This window comes from Anaerococcus sp. HMSC075B03, from assembly GCF_001815585.1.
Classification (GTDB): Bacteria; Bacillota; Clostridia; order Tissierellales; family Peptoniphilaceae; genus Anaerococcus; species Anaerococcus vaginalis.
Genome location: NZ_KV821193.1, coordinates 39973 through 63174, shown reverse-complemented (window position 1 = coordinate 63174; position 23202 = coordinate 39973). Strand labels below are relative to the sequence as shown.

At 28.2% G+C, this 23202-nt stretch carries 25 protein-coding genes and 1 other annotated feature; of the genes, 20 read left to right on the top strand and 5 right to left on the bottom strand.

The window, feature by feature from the left end; translation table 11 throughout:
- The first annotated feature begins 5 nt into the window (after positions 1-5).
- From galE to HMPREF3045_RS05715, 3 genes are all read left to right on the top strand, one after another.
- Positions 6-1031 carry a UDP-glucose 4-epimerase GalE gene (gene galE / locus HMPREF3045_RS05725; RefSeq protein WP_004839236.1) on the top strand — a complete coding sequence of 342 codons (1026 nt, stop codon included), beginning with the start codon at positions 6-8 and terminating at the stop codon, positions 1029-1031.
- Positions 1032-1033: 2 nt separating this feature from the next.
- On the top strand, positions 1034-1954 hold the full coding sequence (locus HMPREF3045_RS05720; protein WP_070737787.1) for a nucleotidyltransferase family protein: 921 nt from the start codon (positions 1034-1036) through the stop codon (positions 1952-1954).
- Positions 1955-2171: 217 nt separating this feature from the next.
- The gene (locus HMPREF3045_RS05715) at positions 2172-2516 is read left to right on the top strand and encodes an SdpI family protein (protein WP_070737785.1); all 345 of its coding nucleotides are present in this window, start codon (positions 2172-2174) and stop codon (positions 2514-2516) included.
- A gap of 38 nt (positions 2517-2554) precedes the next feature.
- Here HMPREF3045_RS05715 and ald read toward each other — a convergent pair whose 3' ends face one another.
- Positions 2555-3667, bottom strand: a complete 1113-nt coding sequence (gene ald, locus HMPREF3045_RS05710) for an alanine dehydrogenase (protein ID WP_019118421.1) — start codon at positions 3665-3667, stop codon at positions 2555-2557.
- 73 nt (positions 3668-3740) lie between these two features.
- On the bottom strand, positions 3741-4556 hold the full coding sequence (locus tag HMPREF3045_RS05705) for a Cof-type HAD-IIB family hydrolase (RefSeq protein ID WP_070737782.1): 816 nt from the start codon (positions 4554-4556) through the stop codon (positions 3741-3743).
- A 186-nt stretch (positions 4557-4742) separates the two neighbouring features.
- On the opposite strand from HMPREF3045_RS05705, the gene hcp reads away from it, so the two are divergent.
- The 7 genes from hcp to HMPREF3045_RS05670 all read left to right on the top strand — a co-directional run bounded on the left by hcp (position 4743) and on the right by HMPREF3045_RS05670 (position 13937).
- The gene (hcp, locus tag HMPREF3045_RS05700; RefSeq protein WP_070737779.1) at positions 4743-6359 is read left to right on the top strand and encodes a hydroxylamine reductase; all 1617 of its coding nucleotides are present in this window, start codon (positions 4743-4745) and stop codon (positions 6357-6359) included.
- 170 nt (positions 6360-6529) lie between these two features.
- The gene (locus HMPREF3045_RS05695; protein ID WP_070737776.1) at positions 6530-7279 is read left to right on the top strand and encodes an acyl-CoA dehydratase activase; all 750 of its coding nucleotides are present in this window, start codon (positions 6530-6532) and stop codon (positions 7277-7279) included.
- Complete coding sequence (locus HMPREF3045_RS05690; RefSeq protein ID WP_070737772.1) at positions 7276-8013, top strand: hypothetical protein; 738 nt, start codon at positions 7276-7278, stop codon at positions 8011-8013. Before HMPREF3045_RS05695 ends, HMPREF3045_RS05690 begins: the two co-directional genes overlap by 4 nt.
- A 1-nt stretch (position 8014) precedes the next feature.
- On the top strand, positions 8015-9289 hold the full coding sequence (locus HMPREF3045_RS05685; protein ID WP_039920570.1) for a double-cubane-cluster-containing anaerobic reductase: 1275 nt from the start codon (positions 8015-8017) through the stop codon (positions 9287-9289).
- A complete protein-coding gene (locus tag HMPREF3045_RS05680; RefSeq protein WP_070641077.1) occupies positions 9289-9543 on the top strand; it encodes a putative Se/S carrier protein in 255 nt (84 codons plus the stop codon). The genes HMPREF3045_RS05685 and HMPREF3045_RS05680 overlap by 1 nt, the downstream gene beginning before the upstream one ends.
- A gap of 83 nt (positions 9544-9626) precedes the next feature.
- Entirely contained in the window at positions 9627-10274 is a 648-nt protein-coding gene (locus HMPREF3045_RS05675; protein WP_070737770.1) for a Crp/Fnr family transcriptional regulator, read from the top strand.
- 108 nt (positions 10275-10382) lie between these two features.
- Positions 10383-13937, top strand: coding sequence for a coiled-coil domain-containing protein (locus tag HMPREF3045_RS05670; protein ID WP_070737767.1), 3555 nt, complete (start codon positions 10383-10385; stop codon positions 13935-13937).
- A gap of 170 nt (positions 13938-14107) precedes the next feature.
- Positions 14108-14317 (bottom strand) — a binding site (T-box leader).
- 152 nt (positions 14318-14469) lie between these two features.
- Here HMPREF3045_RS05670 and HMPREF3045_RS05665 read toward each other — a convergent pair.
- On the bottom strand, positions 14470-15024 hold the full coding sequence (locus HMPREF3045_RS05665; protein ID WP_070737765.1) for a DUF3783 domain-containing protein: 555 nt from the start codon (positions 15022-15024) through the stop codon (positions 14470-14472).
- Between the two features lie 100 nt (positions 15025-15124).
- Here HMPREF3045_RS05665 and HMPREF3045_RS05660 point away from each other — a divergent pair, with 100 nt between their 5' ends.
- Complete coding sequence (locus tag HMPREF3045_RS05660; RefSeq protein WP_019118406.1) at positions 15125-15610, top strand: hypothetical protein; 486 nt, start codon at positions 15125-15127, stop codon at positions 15608-15610.
- A 56-nt stretch (positions 15611-15666) separates the two neighbouring features.
- The gene (locus HMPREF3045_RS05655; protein WP_083316589.1) at positions 15667-16092 is read left to right on the top strand and encodes a phage holin family protein; all 426 of its coding nucleotides are present in this window, start codon (positions 15667-15669) and stop codon (positions 16090-16092) included.
- A gap of 69 nt (positions 16093-16161) precedes the next feature.
- Here the strand turns inward: HMPREF3045_RS05655 and HMPREF3045_RS05650 are convergent, their stop codons facing one another.
- Positions 16162-16803 carry an SdpI family protein gene (locus tag HMPREF3045_RS05650; protein ID WP_004839221.1) on the bottom strand — a complete coding sequence of 214 codons (642 nt, stop codon included), beginning with the start codon at positions 16801-16803 and terminating at the stop codon, positions 16162-16164.
- Positions 16793-17068: an autorepressor SdpR family transcription factor gene (locus tag HMPREF3045_RS05645; RefSeq protein ID WP_004839220.1), complete on the bottom strand. Its 276-nt coding sequence runs from the start codon at positions 17066-17068 to the stop codon at positions 16793-16795. Before HMPREF3045_RS05645 ends, HMPREF3045_RS05650 begins: the two co-directional genes overlap by 11 nt.
- Positions 17069-17318: 250 nt before the next feature.
- Here HMPREF3045_RS05645 and HMPREF3045_RS05640 point away from each other — a divergent pair, with 250 nt between their 5' ends.
- The 8 genes from HMPREF3045_RS05640 (at position 17319) to HMPREF3045_RS05605 (ending at position 22782) form a co-directional block, all read left to right on the top strand.
- Complete coding sequence (locus tag HMPREF3045_RS05640) at positions 17319-18383, top strand: alpha-amylase family protein (RefSeq protein WP_070737762.1); 1065 nt, start codon at positions 17319-17321, stop codon at positions 18381-18383.
- A gap of 10 nt (positions 18384-18393) precedes the next feature.
- The gene (locus HMPREF3045_RS05635) at positions 18394-19068 is read left to right on the top strand and encodes a beta/alpha barrel domain-containing protein (RefSeq protein ID WP_070737759.1); all 675 of its coding nucleotides are present in this window, start codon (positions 18394-18396) and stop codon (positions 19066-19068) included.
- 36 nt (positions 19069-19104) lie between these two features.
- Positions 19105-20037 carry a P1 family peptidase gene (locus HMPREF3045_RS05630; protein ID WP_070737755.1) on the top strand — a complete coding sequence of 311 codons (933 nt, stop codon included), beginning with the start codon at positions 19105-19107 and terminating at the stop codon, positions 20035-20037.
- 98 nt (positions 20038-20135) lie between these two features.
- Complete coding sequence (gene rpsF, locus HMPREF3045_RS05625) at positions 20136-20420, top strand: 30S ribosomal protein S6 (protein WP_019118399.1); 285 nt, start codon at positions 20136-20138, stop codon at positions 20418-20420.
- Positions 20421-20942 (top strand): single-stranded DNA-binding protein, encoded by a 522-nt coding sequence (locus HMPREF3045_RS05620; RefSeq protein WP_070737752.1) that lies wholly within the window; start codon positions 20421-20423, stop codon positions 20940-20942.
- Between the two features lie 16 nt (positions 20943-20958).
- Complete coding sequence (gene rpsR / locus HMPREF3045_RS05615; protein WP_019116506.1) at positions 20959-21183, top strand: 30S ribosomal protein S18; 225 nt, start codon at positions 20959-20961, stop codon at positions 21181-21183.
- A gap of 85 nt (positions 21184-21268) precedes the next feature.
- Positions 21269-22192 carry a tRNA modification radical SAM protein MnmL/YtqA gene (locus HMPREF3045_RS05610; protein WP_070737750.1) on the top strand — a complete coding sequence of 308 codons (924 nt, stop codon included), beginning with the start codon at positions 21269-21271 and terminating at the stop codon, positions 22190-22192.
- On the top strand, positions 22177-22782 hold the full coding sequence (locus HMPREF3045_RS05605) for an isochorismatase family protein (protein ID WP_070606207.1): 606 nt from the start codon (positions 22177-22179) through the stop codon (positions 22780-22782). Before HMPREF3045_RS05610 ends, HMPREF3045_RS05605 begins: the two co-directional genes overlap by 16 nt.
- Positions 22783-23202: the final 420 nt, after the last annotated feature.

Below are 23202 nucleotides of genomic sequence, written 5' to 3'. Positions count from 1 at the left end.
TTTAAATGAAAAATGTATTGATAACCGGTGGAGCAGGTTATATTGGAAGCCATGTAGCAGTTGAATTATTAAATAAAAATTACAAGGTTATAGTATATGATAATTTAACAAACTCATCAAAAATTTCTGTAAAAAGAGTAGAGGAAATTACTGGCAAAAATATAATTTTTTATGAAGCTGATATACTTGATGAAAAAAAATTAAGCGAAGTTTTTGAAAAAGAAAATATAGATGTAGTAATCCACTGCGCAGCTTTGAAAGCTGTAGGAGAATCAGTGAAAAAACCTCTAGAATATTATCATAACAATATAAGTGGAACTTTGTCCTTATTAAAGATTATGAGAAAATATTCTTGCAAAAATATAATATTTTCATCATCAGCAACAGTTTATGGAGATCCAGAAAAAGTTCCAATTACTGAAGATTTTCCAAAAGGAATTTGCACAAATCCATATGGATGGACTAAATCTATGATGGAACAAATTATGACAGATTTACAAAAATCAGATCCTGAATGGAAAGTTGTTCTATTAAGATATTTTAATCCAATAGGAGCGCACGAATCAGGAAAAATTGGAGAAGATCCACAAGGAATTCCAAACAATCTTTTGCCATACATCGCCCAAGTTGCTGTAGGAAAACTTGACTATTTGAGAGTTTTTGGAGATGATTATGATACAGTTGATGGAACAGGAGTTAGAGATTACATTCATGTAGTAGATCTTGCAAAAGGCCATGTGCTTTCTGTAGACAAAATTGATAAGCTAGAAGGAGTTTCAATTATAAATCTAGCAACAGGCAATGGATATTCTGTCCTTGAAGTTTTAAAAGCATTTGAAAAAGCTTGTGGCAAGAAAATTTCCTATAAAATTGTAGAAAGACGAGAAGGCGATATAGCAAAATGTTTTGCAGATGCAAGTAAAGCTTACGAAGTATTAGGATGGAAAGCAGAAAAAGGCATTGATGAGATGTGCGAGGATTCATGGAGATGGCAATCACAAAATCCTAACGGTTATGAAGAAAAGGAGTAATAATGAATACAACACTAGTAGTTCTTGCTGCGGGAATTGGCTCAAGATATGGACAAGGAATAAAACAGCTTGCAAAAATGGATGACAACGGTTATACCATAATAGATTATTCAATTTATGATGCAATAAAAGCTGGATTTAATAAGGTTGTTTTTATAATTAGAAAAGATATAGAACAAGACTTTAAAGAAATAATTGGAAATAGAATTGAAAAAATAGTAGAAGTAGAATACGCTTACCAAGATATGGATTTGCCAAAAGGATTTGAAAGTCCAAAAGACAGAAAAAAACCATGGGGAACAGTTGATGCATTACTATCTACAAAAAATATAGTAAAAGAACCATTTTTAATAATAAACGCAGACGATTATTATGGAAAAGGTGTGTTTGATTCCCTACACGAATTTCTTGTAACAAGCGATAAAAAAATCGACGACAAGCTACAAATAGCTATGGCAGGATATAAATTAAAAAACACCCTATCAGACAAGGGAGCCGTTACAAGAGGAGTATCTATAGGAAACGAAGAAAATAAACTAGTAGACATAATAGAAACTCACGAAATAAAATTAGAAAAAGATGGAAAAATATCAAGCAAAGAAAATCTAGATAGCGATATACTTAATCTAGAAACAACAGTATCAATGAACCTTTGGGCATCATTCCCAGAATTTATTGATATGAGCGAAGATTATTTTATAAAATATCTAGAAAAAAATAAAGAAAATTTAGATTCATGCGAATACGTTCTTCCAGAAATGATAGGAGAGCTAATAAAAGAAAATAAAGCAGATGTAACAATTCTTCCAACAAATGACAAGTGGATAGGAATAACTTACAAAGAAGACCTAGTCCCAGCACAAAAATCCTTCCAAAAAATGTTCGACCAAGGATTATACCCAGATAATATTTGGGAAAAATAATAAAGAAAAAATTTTAAAAGGAACCCTCTTAACTGACTAAAATCAGTAAAGAGGGCAATTTTTTTGATTATATGGGATTATCAAATAAAAATCACATGAAAAAATAATTTATTAAGAACTAATAAATTATTTTTAAATTTTAAGTAAAAAATCAGCAATAATTAAGAATATTTTTTAAGTTTGGGTATAAGTAAAGTAATAAAACTTGGAGGGTGGTATGTTTTTATTTTTTGTATGTTTGATTATTCCTATTTCTTTCTTTTTTATGTATTTTTTCTTAAAGAACAAGGCTTATAAAAAAATATCAAGGTGGTCTGGTTTTAGGACTAGGCTTTCTATGAAAAATGAAAAAAATTGGGAAATTGGAAATCTTTATGCTAGCAAATTGTCTTTGATTTTTGGGATAATTAGTATGGTTATGACCTTGTTTGTTTTTTACAAATATGATTTGAATGATAAAATTGTTTTGATTTTAGTTGGAATCCAAATTGTTTTTTTGATTTTGATTAGTGTGCTTAGTGAAATAAAATTATATTTTGTGAATAAGAAAGGGACTGTTTGAAATGATTATTTCATTTTCAAACAGTCCCTTTTTAATTTCTATTTTATATTTAATTCTTTATATTCGTAGCCGTTATCTTCTGCTATTCCTTCGTTTGTAACATATCCATCGTAAGTATTAACTGCAGAAATTATTTCTGGAGATTTTTCGCAGGCATTTTTTAGTCCAAGATTTGCTATTGTTTTTATATATTTTGTTGTTGCGTTTGATAGGGCATAAGTTGATGTCATAGCAACTGCTCCTGGAATATTAGCAACAGCATAATGAATTACTCCGTGTTTTACAAAAACTGGATCGGTGTGGCTTGTTGGATGTCCTTTTGTAATATCTGTTGAACCACCTTGGTCGATTGCAACGTCAACTATTACTGAGCCATCTTTCATTTGTTTTACCATATCTTCTTTTATAAGTTGAGGAGCACGTCTTCCTGGAATTAAAACTGTTGAGATTACTAAATCTGCATCTTTAACAGAATCTTCAATATTTATAGGATTTGAATAGAGTGTTTCTATTTTATCTGGGAAAATATCTTGTAATCTACTTAAAGCGTCAATATTTACATCCAAAACTGTAACTCTTGCGCCCATTCCTACAGCAATTCTTACAGCACCAGCTCCAACAGTACCAGCTCCAACAATTACAACGTGAGCAGGTCTTACTCCTGGAACTCCTTGAAGTAAAATTCCTCTTCCGCCTTCAGGCTTTGTTAAATATCTTGCGCCTTCCTGAACCGCCATTCTTCCAGCAATTTCACTCATAGGAGCTAGAAGTGGTAATTTGTTATCAAGTTTTAAAGTTTCATAAGCTATGCCTGTAACTTTTTTATCGACTAATTCTTTTGTTAATTCTTCATTACTTGCAAGGTGGAGATAAGTATATAAAATCAAACCTTCTCTTAAATATTTATATTCTTCTTTTAAAGGCTCCTTTACCTTGTAGACAATATCAGATTTTTCCCAAACGTCTTTTGCTGAATCGACAATTTTTGCACCAACATCTTCATAATCTTTATTTGTAATACCAGAGTTTAAACCAGCATTATTTTCAATTAAAACTTCATGACCAGCTTTAACTAATTCCGCAACAGCGCCAGGCACAGTTGCAACTCTAGATTCTTGGTCCTTAATCTCTTTTGGTATTCCTATTATCATATTTCCTCCTTATATATTTCGAAATATCTCAATTAAAATATACCCAAATCAAATAAAAAATCAAAAATTTTAATTATTTTTCATTAAAAACAAATTTTTCCAAATAGTAAGCAATTCCATCATCATCATTTGATTTTGTAATAAAATCAGCTTTTTCTTTCATAAAATTAGCGCCATTTTCCATAACCACACCAAGGCCTGCCATCTCAATCATGGTTTGATCGTTCTCCTCATCGCCAAAAGCAATCACATCTTTCATTTCCATATCAAAATATTTAGCGATTTCAACAAGACTTTCTCCCTTGCCAATTCCCTTTGGCATAATTTCATAAAAATAAGGAGTAGATTTTACCTGAGTGGTTTTATTAGAAAATTTATCCATCAATTTTTTTGCATCATCATCAATCAAGTTAGGATCTTGAGAAAATAAAATTTTATTAGGAGCAAAATCCAAACTATAAGCCAAATCATCAATGACTTCATAATGAGTAAAGGCTTTTTGACAAATTTCCTCAAGCTTGTAAGTTTTAGAAGAACTTGTAATAATTTTGTCCTCAGTGTAAATAATATAATGCATAGAAAGATTTTTTTCGCTAAATTGCAAAATTTCTTTTGCAAGGTCAAAATCCATAGGATGATTAATAATTACATCCTTTGTTTTATAATTAGTAATTCTTCCGCCATTAAAATTAGAAATAAGCCCACCATATTTTTCAAATTCCAAAATATCCGCAAAAGGATAAACCCCAAGAGGATCACGCCCAGATGCAATAACAACAATATGACCAAGCTCTTGCGCCTTAATCAAAGCATTCTTAGTTTTTTCAGTAATCTGCCTTTTCGAATTTAACAAAGTACCATCTATATCAACTGCAATAATTTTTTTCATAATTACTCCTTTTCTTTTCATAGTCTAATTATAATAGAGATAGCAATTTATTCAAAAAATAAATTTTATTTTAAAATGAGATTCGATTTAAAAAATTTTCTTCTTGTAACATAAGTTACCGATTAAATATTTTTTATTTTGTATTATAAGAATGTAAGTAAGATAAAAAAAAGAAAGGATTTTATTATGTTTTGTTTTCAATGTCAAGAAACAGCCGGCAACAAGGGTTGTACTAAAGTTGGTGTTTGTGGGAAAAATGAAAATACTGCCAACAGCCAAGATTTATTAATTTATGTTACAAAAGGACTTAGTGAGGTTGTAAATAAAATTGGAGAAGTTGATTCTAAATATTACGATTTAATTTCAAATAATATGTTTGTAACAATTACAAATGCAAATTTTGATGAGGAAGATATTTTAAGAAAGGTAGAAGAAACTATAAAGGCTAAGGATAAATTGATAAAAGAAAATAAACTTGAAAATTTATCTGATGTAGCAAATTATACAAGTGATGATAGGGATGAGCTAAAAAGAAAAGCTATTGAAGTTGGAGTTTTAAATATAATTAACGAAGATGAAAGGTCTTTGGTTGAACTTGTAACTTATGGCTTAAAAGGAATGGCAGCTTATAATCATCACGCAAATGTTTTGGGCTATAGAAATGAAGAGGTTGATAAATTTATCGCCCAAACTTTGGAAAAAACTTTAAAAGATGATAAAGATATTAATGATTTAATAAATTTAACAATGGAAACTGGAAAACATGGTCTTATGGCAATGGAGCTTTTGGATAAGGCAAACACAGAAAAATTTGGCAATCCAGAAATTACAGAAGTAGATTTTTCTGCTGGAGATAATCCTGCGATTTTAATTTCAGGTCACGACCTTAACGATATGGAAATGTTGCTTGAACAAACAAAAGATTCTGGTGTAGATATTTATACCCACTCAGAAATGCTTCCAGCAAATTATTATCCAAAATTCAAAAAATATGACCACTTCCACGGCAATTATGGAAATTCTTGGTGGAGTCAAAATGAAGAATTTCAAAAATTCAATGGACCAATTTTTATGACAACAAACTGTATAGTTCCACTTAAAAAAGATAATGACTATCTTGATAGGTTATTTACAACAGGAAATGCAGGATATCCTGGTGCAAAACACATAAAAGCTGATGAAAATGGCAAAAAAGATTTCTCTCAAATTATTGAGATGGCAAAATCTTGCAAGGCTCCAGAAAATTTAGAAAATACAAAAATTGTTGGAGGCTTTGCTCACAACCAAGTAGAAGCACTTGCAGAAGATGTAGTAAAAGAAATTAAGGCTGGAAATATTAAAAAATTTGTTGTAATGGCAGGATGTGATGGAAGATTTAAGGGCAGATCATATTACACAGAATTTGCTGAAAAATTGCCAAAAGATTATGTAATTTTGACAGCAGGTTGTGCAAAATATAGGTACAACAAATTAAATCTTGGAGATATAAATGGAATTCCAAGAGTTTTAGATGCTGGTCAATGTAACGATTCATATTCTTTGGTAAAAACTGCACTCTTATTACAAGATGCCTTTGGACTTGAATCAGTAAATGATTTGCCACTTGAATTTAATATAGCATGGTATGAGCAAAAAGCTGTAATAGTTTTATTAGCTTTATTAAGTCTAGGAGTGAAAAATATTCATCTTGGACCAACTCTTCCAGCATTTTTGTCAGAAACAGTTGTGAATTTCTTGGTAGAAAATTTTAATATTTCACCAATTACAAATGTAGAAAAAGATTTGGAAATAATTACTGCATAAAAAGAAAAAATAAATTTATATACATTTAAAAATATTTCCCCAAAATTTAAAAATTTTTTTGGGGAATTTTTTATTTTGAAATTAAAATTTAATTAAATATTTTGGAAAATTTTTTAAATCAAATTTGGAAAAAGTTTTCTTGTATGTTATCATAAATGTAGAGAGGTAATATGTATTATATTGGTATAGATATTGGATCAACAGCTAGTAAGTATGTTGTCCTAAATAATGAAAAAAATGAAATACTTTATAAAGAAGTTATAAGCAGCGGATGGAATAGCAAAGAAACTGGCAGAAAAATAATCAAAAATCTAGAAGATTTGGGATATGAAAGAAAAGAAAGTCGTATCACAGCTACAGGTTATGGTAGAATTGCCGTAGATTTTGCTGATAAAATTATTACAGAAATTACTGCCCACGGCAAGGGCGCACATTTTTTGGGCTCAAAAGATAGAACTATAATCGACATTGGCGGACAAGATACAAAAATAATTGTCCAAAACGAAGATAGGGTTGTGGATTTTTTGATGAATGATAAGTGTTCGGCTGGAACTGGGAAATTTTTGGAAGTTATGGCAAACAGGCTTGGTCTTGATTTGAAAGAATTTTTTCAAATGGCAAAGAAAGGCAAGGACATAGAACTTTCTTCAACTTGCACAGTTTTTGCAGAATCTGAAGTTGTTTCTTTGATGGGCAAAGGAACAAAAAGAGAAGATATTGCAAGTGGAGTTATAAATTCTATTGTTTCAAAAGTTTCAAAACTTGCTCAAAAAAAATCTGATACTGATGGATATTTTCTTACTGGTGGTTTTTCAAATAATGAATACATAATGAAAGCTTTGGAAGAAAAACTTAACAGTAGTGTTAAAAGCCATCCCGATGGCAGATTTGCGGGAGCGATTGGAGCTGCTATTTTATGAAGATAAAACTAGAAGATTTGAGAAGAGAAGCCTATGTGGATGCAATTTATGCAAAAATGGAAAATGACAATGTAGTTGGAGTTTTTTCAGATAAGTTTGATGCTCTCTTGATCTCTTATGGTTTTATTGTTTACCCAATTATTGGACTTGATAGCTATATATTTGATTACTACAAATTAGAAAATGTATGTGATCCAATTAATTCTACAATTGCCTATCTAAAAACTAAAAAATGCCCCTTGATATATTCTTCAAAATTTTTTGTTCTTGATGATTATTGCAAGAAATTTAATGAGTATTTGGAAAAAAATACTGACAAAAAAATTGTTTATGAGAAAGATTTAAAAAATTTTCTTGAAAATTTGGACAATAGAAATTTTGATGAAAAAATATATTTTGAAAGTCTTAAAAAAATCGAAAAAATTAATCAGATATTAAAAGATTTACAAGAAAGTGATATTAGTGGGACTTTGCTTTATAAATTAGAATTTTACATAAGATTTATTAAAAACTTAGATGATAGGATTTCTTTTTTATTAGAGATAAAATCCAAATATAAAAAGAAAAACATAAAAAGAAAAATTATAAAAGCAACTTGTCCATTTGCTATAAGCGATATTATCGACAAAAAAGTTTACGAAAATTATAAAATAAGTAAATCAAAAAATCCAGATTTTACTTTCAAAAATTGTATCTATGAGGCAGATAAAATTTTAACTTATGAGGAGATATAAAATGGATAAAAATCATAAAATGTGGGACGATTTGAGTATGGATCTTGATAAGCACGATTTATTGTGCGAAGTTTTACCACAAGCTTTTGGGGATGTTTTTTTATCACAAGAAAACAGACCAGAAAAAATGGATTATTTTAATGCAGTTACAGCAGACATTCACGGAGTAAGACCTGCTGAATTGATTGAGGCTCAAAAAAATGGACAAAAAGTTATAGGAAGTTTTTGTATCCATGTTCCAGAAGAAGTTGTTTGGGCAGCAAATGGAATTTCTACAGGACTTTGCTCAGGCTCACAATTTTGGGTTCCGGGTGGAGAGAAAAAATTGCCAACAGCAACTTGTCCTTTGATAAAAGCATCACTTGGTGCAAGATTTGATAGAACTTGTCCATTTTTTAGAATAGCAGATTTATTTGTTGGAGAAACAACTTGCGATGGCAAGAAAAAAGCTTGGGAAATTTTGGCAGAAGATGCCCCAATGTATATAATGGATATTCCACAAATGAAAAGGGACGAAGATTTCCAAAAATGGGAAAAAGAAATCAAATTATATATTGATAAATTAGAAGAATTAACAGGAAATAAAGTAACAGCAGAAAGCTTGCACGATGCAATTGTAATGATAAATAACAAAAGACGTGCAATGCAAAGACTATACGATTTTAGAAAATTAGATAATGTTCCAATTTCAGGAAGAGATACACTTTTAATTACACAAATTTCATTTTTCGATGATCCAGTAAGATTTACACAAAAAGTAAATGAACTTTGCGATGAACTTGACAAAAGAGTTAAAGAAAATGTATCAGTATTTAAAAAAGGAACAAAAAGAATTCTTCTTACAGGAACTCCACTTTCAATTCCAAACTGGAAACTTCATCAAATAATCGAAACAAACGGTGGAGCAGTTGTTGGCGAAGAATTGTGCACAGGAATTAGATATATAGAAAATCCAGTAGACGAAACAAAGGGCGATTTGGATACAGAAGTTAAAAATCTTGCACAAAGATATTTGGGAAGTATAAATTGTGCTTGCTTTACACCAAATACATCAAGAATTGACGATATAATCAGACTATATCACGAATACAATGCCGATGGAGTAATCGACATCAACCTTAAATTCTGTAATATTTATGATACAGAAGGATATTTTGTAGAAAAAAGATTAAAAGAAGAAAATATTCCTTGCATTGGAATAGAAACAGACTACACAGACGAAGATGCAGAACAATTAAAAACAAGAATTGGTGCATTTATAGAAATGCTTGACTAATGAAATATTTTATTTTAGTAGAAAATGCAATGATTGCGACAGAGCTTTTAGAAATTTTAAGAAAAGAAAAAATAAAAGCAACCCTTGCGCCAACGCCAAGACAGGCTAGCCATGCTTGTGGAGTATCAGTTTATCTATACAATAAGGAAGATTTAGAAAAAATTGAGCCATTAGCAAAAGAAAATAAGATAAAAATTGATGAAATTTTTGAATCAAATTTAGATTTTAATACAAAAAGAAATAAATTTTTATAAGCAAATAGCGATGAAGAAAAAAATTCATCGCTTTTTAATTTGAAAAAATTTAATAAAAGATATAATTTTAGTAGAGGTGGAAAATGAATTTAAGACAAATACCAATTTTTAAAAATTTATCAGAAAAAGATTTAAAAATTTTACAAGAAAAAATAAAAATTGAAGAAAAAATTTATGAAAAAGATTCATATATTTTTAATCAAGGCGAAATAAAAGAAGATTTATATTTTTTAATAGAAGGTTCAATTCTAGTCGCAAAATTCGATGCAAATGGCAAAAGATCTATAATTCAAACATTTAATCAAAAAGCAATTTTTGGAGAAGTTTATGCTTACCTAAAAGAGCCTTACGATTTTTCAGCCTATGTTCAAAAAAAATCAAAATTATTAGTGATAAAAGAATTTAGAAAATTAATTAATGAAACTATGCCAAAATCATTTTTGATAAATTATATAGATTTAATTAGCAAAAAATGTCTTATTTTAAGTCAAAAAAATCAAATAACCAACCAATTTACCCTAAGACAAAAAATAGGAAATTATTTATTGATAGAAGAAAATGATGGCAAAATTATTTTAGATCAAACGAGAGAAGAACTAGCATATTTTCTAGCAACAACACGACCATCCCTTTCGAGAGAATTATCAAATATGGCAGATGAAAATATAATAAAAATAAAGGGGAGAGAAATTTATATTTTGGACAAGGACTTGTTGAAAAATTTATTGTAAAAAGTTTATTTTTATACAAAATAATTTATTTTATTGCTGTAATCTGATATAATAATAAAAGAAATTAAAATATTTTAAAAGGAGGTCTGCGATTTTTTCGCAAGTAAAATGAAAAAGAAAAATATACAAAAAATAGCTTTGATAATGGCTCTTTCAAGCACATTTATAATTAATGGAGCAAATAAGGCTATAGCTGATGAAAGCGTTTATAAAGATTCTACAATTGAAAATCCTTCTGGAGAAAAAGACACAAAGGCAAAAACTTACGAACAAGCAAAAGAAAATTACGATAAGGCAAAAGATAATCTTGACAAAGAAGAAAAAAATCTAGAACAAAGCCAAAAAGATTATGAAAATTCCAAAGAAGAAGAAAAAAATCTTGAAAAAGAAAATAAAAATTTGGAAGAAGAAAATAAAAAAGCAAAAGAAGATTTGGATTCAACAGTAGAAGATTATAAATCCCAAAAAGAAAAAGATTTAGAAAATGCAAAAAATGAAAAAGAAAGTGCCGAAAAAGATTTAAAAGAAAAAGAAGAAAAAACAAATAAGGCAAAGGAAGAGCTTGATAAGGCAGATGAAGAAGAAAAGAAGGCTAGTGCTGACTTTGAAAAAGAAAAAGAAAAAAATCCAAATGCTGAAGAAAGTTTAAAAGATGCCGAAAATAAGAAAAAAGAAGCAGAAGAAAAAGAAAGCCAAGCTCAAAAAGATTTGGATGAAAAAAGTGAAAGCCTAAAACAAGAAGAAGAAAAATTAGCTTCACTGAATAAAGACCAAGAAAATTTGAAAAATGACCTTGATAAAGCAAATGAAGAATTGGCTAAGATAAAAGATGAAGAAAAGAATCTATCAAACGAAATAGATGAAATAAAAAAATCTATTGGAGAAGTAAGCGAAGATAGCCAAAGCTATAAAGATTTACAAAATAAGTTAGGAGAAAAAGAACAAAAACTTAAAGAAATCGAAGCAAATCTTAAAACATCAGAATCAGATAAAAAATCTATTGAAGATAAAATATCACAACTTCAAAAAGACATTGAAGATTTAAAAAAAGAAAATGAAGAATTTAGTAAAAAACTTGATGATTTAAATAAGGAAAAATCACAAAAAGAAGAAAGCAAAACTAAAAAAGAAAATAAGCTGAATGCAGATAATACCAAGATAGAAAATCTTTCCAAAGAAAATGAAAATCTACAAAAAACAATAGATGAAGAAAAGGAAAATATAGAAAATCTTAATAATGAAAAAACTAAAAAAGAAAATTCTATTAAGGGAAAAACTGACGAAAAAACAGAGCTTGAAAAAAATCTTAACAGCAAAAAAGAAGAACTAAAAAAATTAGAAGAATCTTTGAAGACTGTAAGCGAAGAAGAAAAACAAAAAGCAAAAGACCAATGGGACAAAGGATCTGTAGGATTTTTTGAACAAAATGGTTCAACAAAGGCTGTTGAGGTATTTACAAAACTTCCAAACAATGATAGGGCTAAAGAAATTGGTCAAGAGTATTTGGCTGCAAATAAAAATATGTCATCTGATGATTCTAGAAGTCTTGAAAATATGAAAAAAGCTATTGAAGCTTTAAAAGTTGTTAATGATAAAAGACAAAATGATCGTGGAATTGATAGAAGACCATTAAGTGTTCTAAAAATCAGCGATTTTGATATGGCAGTTGCCCAAGCAAATGCGAATTATTCAGCTAATAAAGTCGAACACGCAGTAATTCATCAACCACCTTTTGAAAATTTAGCTTGGGGACCACCTACAGCTGAATCTGCCTTGTCTAGATGGTGGGATAGAGAAAAGAAATTATTTGATTATTTGAGAGGTAAGGGTATTTCTACTAGAAACCAAATGGATGAATATATAGCAAAGAATCCTGATGAAATCAATAAACTAGGTTTTGGGACTCAAGTAGGGCACTATACAAATTTAGTTGATGATTTAATGTATGGAGAATGGTTTTCTAGAGCTGATTCTAAATCTTCAGGATATGCGATTAGACCAGGTCTTCATGGTTTTGTTCAATCACTTGTATTAAATAATACAGATGAAAATGAAGCTTCTTCTATATCTATAGAAGAATACGAAAAAAAATTTAACGATTATTGTGAAAATCTTAAAAAATTAATGAACGGAATAAAAACTCCTAGCAAAGAAGATTTGGAAAAAATTGAAAAGCTAAAAAAAGAAATTGATGCTTTAGAAAAACAAATTTCAGATAAAAATTCTGAAATTGAAAAAGAAAAGGAAGACCTACAAGCTATAAATCAAGATATAGGAAACAAGGAAAAAGAAAATCAAGAAAAAATTGATAAACTTGAAGCAAATAAAAGGGAAATTCAAAGATTAGAAGAAGAAAAGAAAGTCTTAGAAAGTGAAATAAATAATTTAACAGCAGAAATTAATGAGCTTGATACTGAAATTGCAAATCACATAGCTTCTAATAAGGAATACGGAGAAAGATTAACAAAACTAGAAAATGATTTAGCTAGTACAAATAAAGAGCTTGAAGATAAAAATAAGGAAATAAAAACACTAGAAGATACAAAAACAAAAGCAGAAGAAGAAAAAAATAATCTTCAAAATAAAATTTTAAGCTTAAATGAGAGAAGAAAAACTTTAGAAAATAATTTGACAGACAAACAAAAACAATTAGAAGAAAAGAAATCAGAAGAAAGCGCTAAAAATAAGGAAATAGAAAAATTAAATGAAAATTCTGATAAGCTAAATCAAAATATAGAAAATACAAATAAAAATATAAGTGATTTAAAAACTAAAAAAGATGAAGCGGCAAAGGCTCTTGCAGAGGCTAGCGAAGAATTAAAATTAGCAAATGAATTATTAGAACAAAAAAATCAAGAATTTGAAAGTTATTCTACGGCAAAAGAAAATCTAGCTAAGGCAAATAGAAAAGTAAAAGCTATGAAAAAAGTTTTTGAAGATTTAAAAAAATCAAAAGAAGATGCCGAAAATAATTTAAAATTGAAAAATGAAAATTTAGCAAAGGTTGAGGCTGATTTTGAAATTGCTCAAAATATTGATGTAAATAATCCACAAAGTTATGAAAATATAGAAGAAATAAATAAAAAGGTAAAGGCAAAAGAAAATGCTCAAATTGCTTTGGATAAGGCAAAAGAAAATCTTGATAGACAAAAAGAAAAAACAAGTAAATTAAAAGATGAATTTGACGTGGCTAAAAAAAGATACGCTATGGCTCTTGCAGATTTCAATTTTGCTCAAAAAGATTTGGAAAGATTTATGTCTGTAAACATAAATCTTGATCTTGATGGAGGAGATTTAAATGGAGTTTTGGGAAATGTAGCAATAAAAGGACAAAGAAATACAAAATATAAACTACCAAAACCAATGAAAAAAGGATTTAAATTTTTGTATTGGAAAGATGGAGATAAAATTTATTATCCAGATTCTGAAATTTATTTAAAAGATAATATTAATTTAAAAGCTTATTGGCAAGAATTAAAAGAAGGCAAAGAAAAAGCTCAAAGACCTAAACAAAAAATAAAAACAAAGGATAATCAAAGCAAAATAAAAATTGAAAGTCCATCAACAAATAATCCAAAAACAGGAGTGGGAAATAAAATATCCATAATTCTAACAAGCTCACTAAGTGGATTATTGTATGCTTTATTAAGAAAAAGAAAATAAAAAATTGAAAAAATAAAACTACCAGCAAAAAACTGGTAGTTTTATTTTTTATTTATATATATTTTAGGTAAATTAAGCGTTTATAACAGTTTATATTTATATATGTAATCTGTAGTCAGTTGAATTTTTTAAAAAAAATTTAATATTTTTCTATAAAAAAAACGCCCCGATAAAGGGACGATATAAACGTGTTGCCACCCTAATTCGCAAAATAAATTTTGCCTCATTAGTAAGACTAAAACGCAGTCAACGGGAAGCTTATGTATTATACTTCCAACTCCAAGCCTCTATTCAATTAAAAATATCATAGTTCCTTTCAGCAAACGAAACCTCTCTGCGATTAATATTTTTTAATTTACTTAACTCTTCTTCGTATTGATAAAATAATACCATGCATTTTACACTTTGTCAAATAAATTTATAAATATTTTAATATTTCACTTTTAGAGTGTAGCAAAGATTTTTTGATTTTTATAAAAATAATTGAATTTTTAAAATTAAAAACTCTTACAAATTAATGTAAGAGTTTTTCCTATAAATTTTCTACCAAATTTTTAATTTTATCTCTAAATTCTTTTGCGATTTTTATATCGAAATTTTCTCCGGCTGTTTGGAAGTAGTGGTTTAATTCTTTTACTGATTTTGCTATTTCTGGATTTTCTTTGCCACTTTCTTCTTTTATTTTGCTTGCTTTTTCTAAGTAGGTATTTATTTCTTCTACAATTTGCATTGTTTTGTGTTCTTGGTCGTTTTCTTCTAGTAAATATCTAAGTGTCCATTTTATATTTGTTGGAGTTATTGCTGCTTTGTGTTCTATCACAATGCCGTTTTCTCTCATTTTATCTATAAATGGAAATAAATCATTTTCTCCAAAATCTTTAAAAAACGCAAAGGTAAAATCAAATTCTTTTATATATTCTCCTTCGGATTCTATTTTTTCAAAACCATCAATTTCTGCAAGGTAGCCTACTTTTTGTTCAACATCTTCCATGCCAATTATTTTTAATTTTACATTTTCTTTATTGCACAAAATTCTTAATTTTTCTTTTTCTATATCATTAGCGTTAAATAAAATTATTAAAGCCATACAATCTCCTTTTATTTTTAATTATTATTACTATACCCAAAAAGTTATTTTGCTCACTTTTGGGTATAATATAATAAGAGAAAAATTTGGGGAGAGATTTATGAAAGATTATAATTATGAAAATACTAGAATAAAAGAAATTAATAAATTGCTTGATGAGGCAAGAGAAGCCCTTGGAGTTTTGCAAAGAGCAAGTATAAGAGTGGGAAAGGCGTCTGATTATTCTATTACAGGTCTTGTTGGACGAAATATTGTTGGAGATTTTTTAAGATCAAATAAAAATAATGTAATTAATAAATCGATTGATAGAAGTCAAGATGTTTTATTAAAACTTCATGCTGATTTATTGATTTTTGATCCAAATCTTGCAAGTATTCTAGATCTTCCTTATAAACTTAGTGAATTTTCTAGACCTAGAAATGCTCTTTCTGATATGAAATTAAGGATTGATATGAGAAAAAAGAAATTGGATATTCAAAAATCTGAAAAAAAACTTATCACTCTTATAAAAAAACTTTCTAAGGAAAAATCTAAGGAAATAAATAAAATCAAAAAAGATATTGAACTTAAATCTTTTGAAAATTAAATATTTTGGGATAATATCACCTTTTTACTTATTTATAAGTAGGAGGTGATTTTTTTATGGAAAAAATTTTTAAAGGAGAAAGTATGGACAAATTTAAGGACTTAGTAAAGATCTTTTTTACTATTTTTGGCTCATTAATAGGATTTTTTCTTGGAGATTTGGATATTTTCATTTACTCTCTTACAGCTTTTGTAATTTGCGATTATATTTCTGGAATTATAAGGGCGGGATTTGAGAGAAAATTATCATCCAAAATAGGTTTTAAAGGGATTTTGAAAAAAATTATGATTTTTATAATAGTAGGAATTGCAAATATTTGCGATAAAAATTTAATTAAGAACCAAGCTATGATAAGAAGTTCGATAATATTTTTTTATATTGCAAATGAGGGACTTTCAATTCTTGAAAATGCTCTTGCTATGGATTTGCCAATTCCTAAAAAATTAAAAATACTTCTTGAACAATTCAAAGAAGAAAAATAAAAGATTTAGAAAAAGCATTGGACTTTTATGTTCAATGCTTTTTTTGTGTTTGACTTATATTTTTATATTTTACACTCCATTTTTATAAAGATAAAAAGAATAGATAGCAGGAATTATTCCTATTATCATAAATGTTAAAAAAATCAAATATTCATTTCCTATAAAGGGAGTCAATAAGAAAAATATTCCTCCAAGTATAAAAAAATATCCTGCAAGTCTATGAGTTTTATTCCAATTTTCGTCACTATTTAAAGTCCAAGGAAGTTTTATTCCAACTGTATAATTTCTTTTTGTTTTTGGCAAATAATTTCCAATTAAAATTAATAGAAAACCTACGAATATAGAAATTATTACCATAACATTGATCTTTTTCCCAAGCCCATAAAAAACGCTGATTACAAAAGTTATGAGCATAACCAAAGGAATTGTTGCCTTGCCGATTGTTATTACAAAATTATTTTTGTCTTTGTTTTTTGGGTCGTTATCAAGCATAAAGCAAGAAAAAATATTTAAAAAAATCAAAAGCAAGGGCGTTGTTATTAGGGTTGTAAATTTACTTGAATAGCCATCAATTTTGTTATTGAATCCCCAATGAGTAGGCAAAGTTTCTGGCATTTTTTTGTAAAATAATAAATTTACAAGGGCAAACAACAAAATAGAAATAATAACTGAGATTACACTTTCTTTTTTAAATTTAATTTTATTTTTCATTTTCTACTCCTTTAAATTTCACAAACCAAGCCATTATATCCTCAAAAATACTTGTATTTAGCTCGTAATAAATAAAATTTTTCTTTTTTGTTTCATAAATTAAATCTTCATTTTTTAATAATTTTAAATGGTGGGAGATGGTTGCCTTTGATAAGTCAAAATTCTCAGCAATTTCTCCCGCATTCATAGAGCCTTTTTTTCTCAATAAATTTAAAATTTCAATTCTTACCGGATCAGATAAAGCTTTAAAAGTATCAGAAAACAATTTATCACTCCCTTTCAATCTATTTTGATAATTATCTAAATAGTTATTTTTATTATAGAATTTAAAATAAAAAAAGTCAAATCTATTTCGAAAAAAATCTAAATAGATTTGGCTTGAAAATATTTTAAAATTTTTTTAAAGCTAAGAATTTTTATTTTTTTAAAATTATTTCCAATGACAATTAAACTGATCACTAGACTTTTGAATATTTTAGTATTGTAAATATAATAATATAGAAATAAGGAGAATTATGGTTGAGATTTTTTATAGAACTTATCCAAAAAAATTGAATAAAGATAAATCAGACTTGGGTTTTGTGGATATTTATGATCTTGATAAAAGATTTATGCTTGCAAAAATTCTTGGGATTGATTGTTTGATAATAGAAGATATTTTTAAAAAGGATAAAAAGAATTTTTTTGATTATTCCCAAATTGATAAAAATTTGGGTCAAACTAGAGATTTTGTAGGAGAAATTTTATTGTGCCATGAGATGTCTTTGTCTATAATTTTAAGGATTGATATAAATAAAATAAATGGTCAAATGGAAGCGAAAAATATTTTGGCAATTTTAAATTTTTGGATTGATAAGGGAGTCGATGGATTTTTATTTGATGATTATAAAAATTCTAAAATAAATTTTAGGGAAGTCCTTTTATATTTGAAAAAAACTTACAAAAATCTGATTTTAATTGTAAATACAAAAAATGGGGAAGAATATAAAAATATTTGTAAAATTGTAGATTTATCTTATAAAAGTATGAGAAATGAAAATTTGAAAGAATTTATTTTAAATGAAAATAAAAATTCAAATATATTTTCTTTAAATGATGATTTTGATTTTTCTTGTCTTAATTTTTTGGATTTTAAACATTTTTACACAATATCAGCAAAACTTATAGCTATTATTACATTAATAAGGCAAAATGATATTTTTATTAAAGAAGGAGAAGAAACTTTATATTATTTAGACAAAATTGATTCTAGGATTAGAAAGGAAATATTTGATTTTTATAGGGAGATTTTTTTGGTAAGATATGATTATCTTGATATAATTAGAGGGGGATATTTTTCCATAAAATTAAAGGATAAAGATGTTCTTTCCTATATGTTTTACAATGGGAAAAAAGCTCTTGTGATTTTAAATAATCTCTGTCAAAAAGACATAATAGTAGATTTACCAAAATTTATTGATATAAGAAAATCAAATTTTGTAATTGGAAATATTTCTCAAAGGGAAATCTTTAAAAATATAAATTTGAGAGCCTATGAGTCTATTGTTTTTACAAGTTCAATAAAAAAATATAAGTTGTAAAGGAGAAATTATGGAAGAAAAAACGAAAAAATTTGTACCTCAAGTACATTCAAAACTAAGAAAATCTTTTATCACAGTACCAGAAGAAATCTATAGGGCAAGTGGAATAAAAATTTACGAAAAAAGAATAAAATCTTTACTTTTTACAACAGATCTTGCAATAATTAGAAATACAAATGCAGATTCTATTATGGCAGTTTATCCTTACACTCCACAAAATACAATTGCTCAATCAATAATTTCTACCGCATCAGTTCCATGTTTTATTGGTGTTGGTGGAGGAACAACTCAAGGAGCAAGATCAAAGTATATTGCTTTTGATGCAGAGCTTGAAGGAGCTTATGGTGTCGTTGTAAATTCTCCGATTCCAAATGAAGATATTAAAGCAATCTCAGAATTTGTAGATATACCAGTAATTGCAACTGTAACGGGCTTTAAAGATGATGTTTTGGGAAAAATAGAAGCAGGTGCAGAAATTTTAAATGTATCTGGCGGCCCAAAAACACCAGAGCTTGTAGCTGAAATTAGAAAATTAATTGGAGATAAATTTCCAATTATAGCAACTGGTGGTAGCAAATCTGAATCAATTAAAAAAACAATTGACGCAGGAGCAAATGCAATTTCATACACAGCACCATCATCAGCAGAAGTTTTTGGAGAAATGATGGATAGATATAGGAAGTAGGATTTATATTTTTTAAAATTTTAATAAGGAGAAAAAATGTATAAGGGCTACATAACAGATATTGAAGGAATAAAAGTAGGTCATGCTCAAAATTTTGATGCAGGAACTGGTCTTACGGTTTTGATTCCTCCAAAAGGAAATACTGCAAGTGTTGATGTAAGAGGAGGAGGACCAGGAACACGTGAAACTGATCTTTTAAATCCCGTAAATACTGTAAGTGAAGTTTCAGCTATAGTTTTATCTGGAGGTTCGTCTTATGGCCTTGCAGGCTCAGTTGGAGTCGTTGAAGAATTAGAAAAAGATGGAAGAGGATTTGAAGTTCCAAGTGGAATTGTTCCCATAGTTCCTCAAGCAATTTTGTACGATTTGGATTATAAATCTTACAAAATTAGACCGGATAAAAAAATGGGAAGCGATGCTTACAAAAATGCAAGTTTTGATGAAAATCGTCAAGGAATAATTGGAGCAGGGACTGGAGCTACAGTTGGAAAGGCTTTGGGCAAAGAATTTTTGATGAAATCAGGACTTGGCTCTGCGACAATAAGCGTTGGCGATTTAAAAGTTTCTGCCCTTGTTGCAGTAAATGCCATGGGAGATATTTTTGATGATGAAAAAAATAAACAAATTGCAGGAATTTTAAAAAATAATAAATTCATTCCAACTCTTGAAGTTTTAGAAAAAATTTCTGAAAAAAATTCTTTGAACACAACAATTGGAATTGTTGCAACAAATGGAAAATTTAATAAAACTGAGCTTAGAAAAATCGCCTCAATGACTCACAACGGCTATGCCAGAGCGATTAGACCAGTTCACACCATGATGGATGGAGATACAATTTTCTCTCTTGCTACAAATAAAATAAAGGCAGATTTAAATCTAGTAGGAAGTTTAGGAGCAAAAGTTATGGCTCGTGCAATTGCAAATGCAATTTATTTTTCTAATGTAGAAAATTCTTCCGAATTTATTTAATAAAATTATTGACTTTTAAAACTAATTATAGTAACATAGATAAGAATTCTCTACTCCGACAAAAGATCGGGGTCAAAGACCAAAGGGAGGTGAATAAGATGAATAACTACGAAGCAGTATTGATTTACAAACCAGAAATTTCAGATGAAGAAAGAAATAAATCTTTAGAAATCTTCAAAGGCATTATAGCTGAAAGTGGAGAAGTAGAATCTGTAGATGACTGGGGAAAAAGAAAACTTGCATACGAAATCAACTACATCAAAGAAGGATATTATTATATCGTTGATTTCAAAGCTAGTGGTGACCACATCAAAGAATTTGAAAGAAGACTTAGAATATCTGATTTAATTCTTAGATACATGGTAATCAGAAAAGAGGACTAAATGAATAAAGTTTTTCTTATAGGAAGATTAACAAAAGATCCAGATTTGAGATACACTCAACAAGGACAAGCAGTTGTTAGTTTTTCTTTAGCAGTTGATAGAGGTTTAAGTAAACAAAAACGACAAGAAATGGAATCAATGAATCGTCCAACAGCCGATTTTCCACGAATTACAGTGTGGGGAGTTCAAGCTGAAAATGTATCAAGGTATCTAAAAAAAGGAAATCAATGTGCGATAGATGGTAGAATCCAAACAGGTTCTTACCAAGACAAAGATGGAAAGATGGTCTACACAACAGATGTTATTGCAGACAGAGTTGAATTTTTGGAATCAAGATCAGATGGTCAATATCAAAATAATCCAATGAACCAAGACAATGGTTTTGGAAATATGAACCAAGATAATTCTTACAATAATTCAAATAATTTCCAACAAAATAACAATCAAAACATGAATAATAACGATGACTTTTTTGACGATGACTTTACAGAAATTGAAGACGACGGAAGAATTCCTTTCTAGATTTTAGGAGGATAAAATGCGTAGAAATTTCAGACCAAGAAAAAAAGTCGATCCATTTGTCAAAGACCCTTCAAAAGTAATAGACTACAAGGATATTGAAACTCTAAAAAGATTTATTTCTGATAGAGGAAAGATCCTTCCAAGAAGAGTTACAGGACTAAATGCGAAACATCAAAGAGAAATTACAAGAGCAATCAAAAGAGCTAGACAAGTAGCTTTATTGCCATACGAAGATAATTAAAGATAAATAAAAATATAAACTTTCAATAAGCAAGCAAAAGACACCTAAAAGGTGTCTTTTTTTTATATAAAAGTAAAATAAAATTATGGAAATAAATAAAAAAAGATATAGGGATGTGGATTCCTATTTTAAAAGAAAATTTAATAAAAAAATAATAAAAATTCCTCTTGATGGAGGATTTACTTGTCCAAATAGAGATGGGAAAATTTCTAAATTAGGTTGTATTTATTGTTCAGAAAATGGGGCTGGAGATTTTACAAGAAATGATGATTTGGATAAGCAAATTGATTTTCAAATAAATAGATTAAAAAAACCAAATAGAAAAGAAGGCTACATGGCATATTTTCAAAATTTCACATCAACCTATGGAGATTTTGAAAAAATTAAAAAATTATTTTATAAGTCTATAAATAATCCAAATATCATGGGCTTATCTATTGCAACTCGTGCGGATTGTTTGTCTGATGAAGTAATTGAATTACTTGATGATTTAAATAAAAAAACTTTTCTAATTGTTGAGCTTGGCCTTCAATCTGTAAATGAAAAATCGATAGAATTTATAAACAGAGGCTATTCTCACAAGGAATTTGATAAGGGACTTTTAAAATTAAAAGAAAAAAATATAAAAACTTTGGCCCATCTTATAATTGGACTTCCAAATGAGGATTTGGATGATTATCTTAGAGCAATTTCTTATATAAACGAAAGAGAATTTTGGGCAATTAAAATTCACAATCTTTATATAGAAAAAGGTTCTAGAATTTATGATTATTATTTGGAAAATCAAAATGAATTTACTATGACTTTGGATGAGTTTGTCGATTATGTTATACTTATTTTGGAGAATTTAAATCCAAATATAATTGTCCAAAGGCTAACCGGAGATGGACGCCGTGATAGAATTATTTGGCCTATTTGGTCAAAAAATAAGGCAAAAGTTTTATCTACAATTGATAAAAAATTAAAGGATAGAAATAAAAATCAGGGGGATTTATGGAAAGAGAAATAGGAAATTTTTATATTGAAGGATATAATTTTGACACAAAAACTTATGATAACAAGGAAAATACACTTTTATTGGTAATTGATTTGCAAGAAAAATTGATGCCAGCAATTTATGAATCTGATAAAATAATTAAAAATTCAGCTTGTCTATTAAAAGTTTTTGAAATGTACGGAATTAAAAAAATTGCAACAGAACAATATCCAAAAGGACTTGGCCAAAGTGTAGATGAAATAAAAGAAAATCTTGATAATGACCATATTTTTTCAAAAACAAGCTTCGATGCAATAACAGATGAGGTTTCTTCTTATTTAAAAGAAAATAAAATCACAAATGTAATAATTACAGGAGCAGAAACTCATATTTGTGTTTATCAAACAGTAAGAAGATTGTTGTTTGAAGGATATAAGGTTTTTGTAGTTGAAGATGCTGTATCAAGTTTTAATAAAGAGCAAAAAGATTTGGGATTAAAAGCTATGTCTGATATGGGTGCAAGCCTTGTAAATACAGAAATGCTAATGTTCGATTTGGCAAGTGATGCAAAGGATGAAAATTTTAAAGAAATTTCTAAAATGGTAAAAAATTTAAGGAAGTAATTTAGCCTTCTTATGAAGGTACAGAACGTAGACAAACCCTCAAGCACGAATATCTGACTCCAAAAATTGTTGATTTCTAAATTTCAAAATTCTAAAATCGCAAACTCAAGCTACGCTCTCAAACAGTGCGATTTCTTGACGAATTTTGGAATTTGAAATCAAATCAATTTTTTACGTATGATATTCTTAGCATGAGGATTTGTATACATTTCAACAGTCTAAGCCTTCTTATGAAGGCTATTTTTGTGCTTATTTTTATTTTTTTTTATAATAAATAATTTCTAAATAATCCTTGATGAATTTTTCTTTTTATCTTATTATATATTGATACAAGTTTGGTTTTTTGTGTTTTAAAATTGTTAAAAATATTAGGTAAATTTGCAATAAGTTTACAAAAAATATTTTATATAATTTAATTGG

Coding starts and splice junctions, on each gene's coding strand:
- HMPREF3045_RS05655 (WP_083316589.1), top strand. CDS start 15,667: ATGGAAAAAATTTTTAAAGGAGAAAGTATGGACAAATTTAAGGACTTA.
- HMPREF3045_RS05680 (WP_070641077.1), top strand. CDS start 9,289: ATGAAATATTTTATTTTAGTAGAAAATGCAATGATTGCGACAGAGCTT.
- galE (WP_004839236.1), top strand. CDS start 6: ATGAAAAATGTATTGATAACCGGTGGAGCAGGTTATATTGGAAGCCAT.
- HMPREF3045_RS05665 (WP_070737765.1), bottom strand. CDS start 15,024: ATGGCTTTAATAATTTTATTTAACGCTAATGATATAGAAAAAGAAAAA.
- HMPREF3045_RS05660 (WP_019118406.1), top strand. CDS start 15,125: ATGAAAGATTATAATTATGAAAATACTAGAATAAAAGAAATTAATAAA.
- HMPREF3045_RS05685 (WP_039920570.1), top strand. CDS start 8,015: ATGGATAAAAATCATAAAATGTGGGACGATTTGAGTATGGATCTTGAT.
- hcp (WP_070737779.1), top strand. CDS start 4,743: ATGTTTTGTTTTCAATGTCAAGAAACAGCCGGCAACAAGGGTTGTACT.
- HMPREF3045_RS05650 (WP_004839221.1), bottom strand. CDS start 16,803: ATGAAAAATAAAATTAAATTTAAAAAAGAAAGTGTAATCTCAGTTATT.
- HMPREF3045_RS05605 (WP_070606207.1), top strand. CDS start 22,177: ATGGAAAGAGAAATAGGAAATTTTTATATTGAAGGATATAATTTTGAC.
- rpsF (WP_019118399.1), top strand. CDS start 20,136: ATGAATAACTACGAAGCAGTATTGATTTACAAACCAGAAATTTCAGAT.
- HMPREF3045_RS05630 (WP_070737755.1), top strand. CDS start 19,105: ATGTATAAGGGCTACATAACAGATATTGAAGGAATAAAAGTAGGTCAT.
- HMPREF3045_RS05635 (WP_070737759.1), top strand. CDS start 18,394: ATGGAAGAAAAAACGAAAAAATTTGTACCTCAAGTACATTCAAAACTA.
- HMPREF3045_RS05610 (WP_070737750.1), top strand. CDS start 21,269: ATGGAAATAAATAAAAAAAGATATAGGGATGTGGATTCCTATTTTAAA.
- HMPREF3045_RS05705 (WP_070737782.1), bottom strand. CDS start 4,556: ATGAAAAAAATTATTGCAGTTGATATAGATGGTACTTTGTTAAATTCG.
- HMPREF3045_RS05640 (WP_070737762.1), top strand. CDS start 17,319: ATGGTTGAGATTTTTTATAGAACTTATCCAAAAAAATTGAATAAAGAT.
- HMPREF3045_RS05690 (WP_070737772.1), top strand. CDS start 7,276: ATGAAGATAAAACTAGAAGATTTGAGAAGAGAAGCCTATGTGGATGCA.
- HMPREF3045_RS05720 (WP_070737787.1), top strand. CDS start 1,034: ATGAATACAACACTAGTAGTTCTTGCTGCGGGAATTGGCTCAAGATAT.
- HMPREF3045_RS05620 (WP_070737752.1), top strand. CDS start 20,421: ATGAATAAAGTTTTTCTTATAGGAAGATTAACAAAAGATCCAGATTTG.
- HMPREF3045_RS05675 (WP_070737770.1), top strand. CDS start 9,627: ATGAATTTAAGACAAATACCAATTTTTAAAAATTTATCAGAAAAAGAT.
- HMPREF3045_RS05670 (WP_070737767.1), top strand. CDS start 10,383: ATGAAAAAGAAAAATATACAAAAAATAGCTTTGATAATGGCTCTTTCA.
- HMPREF3045_RS05715 (WP_070737785.1), top strand. CDS start 2,172: ATGTTTTTATTTTTTGTATGTTTGATTATTCCTATTTCTTTCTTTTTT.
- ald (WP_019118421.1), bottom strand. CDS start 3,667: ATGATAATAGGAATACCAAAAGAGATTAAGGACCAAGAATCTAGAGTT.
- rpsR (WP_019116506.1), top strand. CDS start 20,959: ATGCGTAGAAATTTCAGACCAAGAAAAAAAGTCGATCCATTTGTCAAA.
- HMPREF3045_RS05695 (WP_070737776.1), top strand. CDS start 6,530: ATGTATTATATTGGTATAGATATTGGATCAACAGCTAGTAAGTATGTT.